A 1849-nucleotide genomic window follows, 5' to 3' on the forward strand; every position below is an offset into this window, starting at 1 on the left:
TCCTAGAGACACGGCCTGCGGTGCTTGGAGGGTCGAAGCCGCAGGTCAGCAGGCGTGCCGTTACTCCAGAGGCTCCGAATTACGCGGAACGCCGGACAGGGAGTGGGTCTCTGCGCACCATAGCGGCCGGGCCCTCCTCCACCACGTGGAGTCATACCAGGGACTCGCCGGCGAAGACTTCGTAGCCCTCGATCGATGGCTTCGAGCCTTATGAGTCACCCACGATCCACAGAATTTGACAATTGCTCCCGGCCAGGCACACGCGCCCGTACCTCTTACCGGTCACGGCCACGATAGGGGTCTTATCGCGCAGCGCCCACGTGGTCGCCTTCGGCGGCCTCAGACTCTGTCCGGCCTCATCTCCCCAGCACAACCAGGCGCCCAGGTCGAGCGCTGCCCTTTTACGACCGGCCACCGCTCGGCGACCCACGACTCGATCACCCCCTCGTCGCGTTCGGCGGCGCGATGCACCGGAATCTGCGGACTCCAGCCCATGCGGTGCAGCAGATACGACACCCCGCGCGGGGTATATCGGACATGGAACAGCGAGGCGATCAGGTCCGCCACCCGGGCCAGAGTCCAGCGCTGATCCTCGGTGTAGCCGTGCGCGGCCGGACCCCGCTCCAACTCCTCCTGCAACCGGGCCAGGCGCGGCTCGTCCAGGCGGCACTTCTCCCCACCGGGCCCTTTGGAGGCCAGAGCCTCGACGCCACCGGCCTGCCAGGCCCGGTACCAGCGGTTGGCCGACATCCGGCTCACCCGAAACCGCCGCGCGACCTCCGGCGCCGGCACCCCTCGGGCGAACAGGCCCGCGGCCTCCAAACGCAGCCGCTCACGTCTGGCGCGTTGCCCGGCGGTCAGCCCACCGCCCTCGCCGTACCTCATGCCTCCGGCATAGACGGTTCTCCGACGGCCATCACTACCCTGCAGCACTGTAACTTCGGCCCTTCAAGCTCAGAAGCCCAAGGCGACCGTCGTCCAGAGCGGTTGATCATTCCAGGTCGTCCCATGTCCAAGAGGCCGCGGCGCTCCCATCGGGGTCCCGACCGTAGCGGAACCGCTCCTTATGATCTCCCACCCTGACGAACTGCTCGAAGAGTCCTGCAGCGGGCAGGCGGCCGGCCAAGACGGTGACCTGCTCATCGGCTCCTGCCTCCTGCAGCGCGTCCAGTAGCCTGGCCACCCCGTCCGGTTCGTCGAGGGCGGCGTGCGCGGCGGCCCGCCGGGCCAAGACGGTGACCTGCTCACCGGCTCCGACCTTCCACAGCCGGACCAGCAGAAAGGCCACCGCGTCCGGGCTGTCGAGGGCGGCGTGCGCGGCGGCCCGCCCGGCCAAGACGGCGAACTGCTCACCGGCTCCCGCCTCCCGCAGCGCCTCCAGTAGCCTGGCCACCGTGATCGGGTCGTCGAGGGCGGCGTGCGCGGCGGGGTCACGGGCCAGCAGCGCCGTGACCTGCTCACCGGCTCCGGCCTCCCGCAGCGCCTCCAGTAGCCTGGCCACCCCCTTCGGTTCGTCGAGGGCGATGTGCGCGGCGGCCCGCTCGGCCAAGACCGTGACTTGCTCACCGGCTCCGACCTCCCGCAGCGCGTCCAGTAGCCTGGCCACCGCGCCCGGGTGGTCGAGGGCGATGTGCGCGGCGGCCCGCCGGGCCAAGACGGTGACCTGCTCACCGGCTCCCGCCTCCCGCAGGCCCTTCAGCAGCGCGGTCACCCCGTCCGGGTGGTCGAGGGCGGCGTGCGCGGCAACCCGCTCGGCCAAGACGGTGACCTGCTCACCGGCTCCCGCCTCCCGCAGGCCCTTCAGCAGCGCGGTCACCCCGTCCGGGTGGTCGAGGGCGGCGTGCGCGGC

At 70.9% G+C, this 1849-nt stretch carries 2 protein-coding genes; both read right to left on the reverse strand.

Translation table 11 applies throughout. The features are described from left to right. Positions 1-339: 339 nt before the first annotated feature. Complete coding sequence (locus FHS22_RS37060; protein WP_184948873.1) at positions 340-885, reverse strand: winged helix-turn-helix domain-containing protein; 546 nt, start codon at positions 883-885, stop codon at positions 340-342. A gap of 106 nt (positions 886-991) precedes the next feature. Beyond that, positions 992-1849 (reverse strand): hypothetical protein (locus FHS22_RS37065; protein ID WP_221474610.1); only part of this gene is annotated, 858 nt, incomplete at its 5' end.

The organism is Thiemannella venezuelensis (genome assembly GCF_014203605.1).
In the GTDB taxonomy this organism is placed as follows: domain Bacteria; phylum Actinomycetota; class Actinomycetes; order Streptosporangiales; family Streptosporangiaceae; genus Planomonospora_A; species Planomonospora_A venezuelensis.

Coding starts and splice junctions, on each gene's coding strand:
- FHS22_RS37060 (WP_184948873.1), bottom strand. CDS start 885: ATGAGGTACGGCGAGGGCGGTGGGCTGACCGCCGGGCAACGCGCCAGA.